The 1,296-nt window shown below is 29.2% G+C and carries 2 protein-coding genes; both read right to left on the reverse strand.

Annotation, left to right across the window (positions count from 1 at the left end; genetic code table 11):
* Positions 1–138: SAM-dependent methyltransferase (locus B2671_RS13825; RefSeq protein WP_346870936.1), on the reverse strand; the 138-nt coding region annotated here is incomplete at its 3' end.
* Between the two features lie 30 nt (positions 139–168).
* Positions 169–915: a tRNA1(Val) (adenine(37)-N6)-methyltransferase gene (locus tag B2671_RS13830; RefSeq protein ID WP_346870929.1), complete on the reverse strand. Its 747-nt coding sequence runs from the start codon at positions 913–915 to the stop codon at positions 169–171.
* Between the last annotated feature and the right edge of the window lie 381 nt (positions 916–1,296).

The raw sequence follows: 1,296 nt of genomic DNA on the forward strand, positions 1-1,296 counted from the left end.
ATGATTTAAAAGCTTTAAACTCTGTCTTGTATCTTCACATGCAATTATATCTACACTTTTTAAAGTTTCAAGAGCCCTAAGAGTTATATCTTTTAGATTTCCTATTGGAGTAGGTATTAAATATAATTTACCACTCACTTTTACTCACCTCTTCTATTTTTTGTCTTATTAATCTAACCATTGTGAATTATACATTGCTTTAATTTCCTCTGAATAAGAATCATCCTCCATATGTACATATAATGGGTCTTCTATTTTTAAGAATGCTCCCCCATCCCTTTGTCCTTCTACTAATAATATATTAGGCGCCTTTCCTGGTTTAGGATGAATAAATCTTATTCTCTTTGGTTCTATTTTATACTTTCTCATAAGAGTAAATATATCTACTATTCTATCTGGTCTATGTACCATAAAAAATTTACCGTTATCCTTTAATAACGTCCTAGCTGCCACTATAACATCTTCTAATGTGCAGCATACCTCATGTCTAGCAATGGCATTCTTATCACTTTCATTGAGTATTCCAGAGCTATATAACTTATACGGTGGATTTACAGTAACTATATCTACTCTACCTAATGATTTTAAAAGTTCTTTATCCTTTAAATCCCCATCTACGAACTTAATCTCATCACTAAAATTATTATACATAGCACTTCTATTTGCCATTTCAGCAAACTCGCCTTGTATCTCTACACCCTTTATTACTCCACATTGACTCTTCCCTTTAATTATAAATGGAATTATTCCTGTTCCACTACACAAGTCAATAACAGTTGCATTTCTTTTTACCTTAGCAAAATTGGCTAAAAGTACTGCATCAACTCCAAATCTAAATCCCTCTTTTTTTTGTATGATATGAATACCCTTTAATTGTAAGTCATCTAACGTTTCATCTATGTTTATTAAACTCATAATATAAAATTCCTTTCTAATACCCAAATTACACATATCTTATTATATAATAAGTTGCTATGTTTTTCATCTTATCCATAATATCTATAAAATAACTACTAATTATCCTAAAATATACTTTGAAAATTACAAAATCCCCTTGAGTAGTTATAAATTTTTAACCATCAAGGGGAAACCTTTTTATTTTTACATACTATAATATAGGGGGATGCAATATGTTTTTTCTAGCATTTTATAAATAATATATACTAAATAAGACATATTGCATTTAGGGTTTATATTTATGATTTAATTTGTCATTTATCCAATGACTACTAACTCTAATACATCCATCTTATTCAAAGTGGGAGTAAAGAGCTACTACGTCCCTGGATAACGATT

The organism is Clostridium sp. UBA5119 (assembly GCF_002414285.1).
Taxonomy (GTDB): domain Bacteria; phylum Bacillota; class Clostridia; order Clostridiales; family Clostridiaceae; genus Clostridium_J; species Clostridium_J sulfidigenes.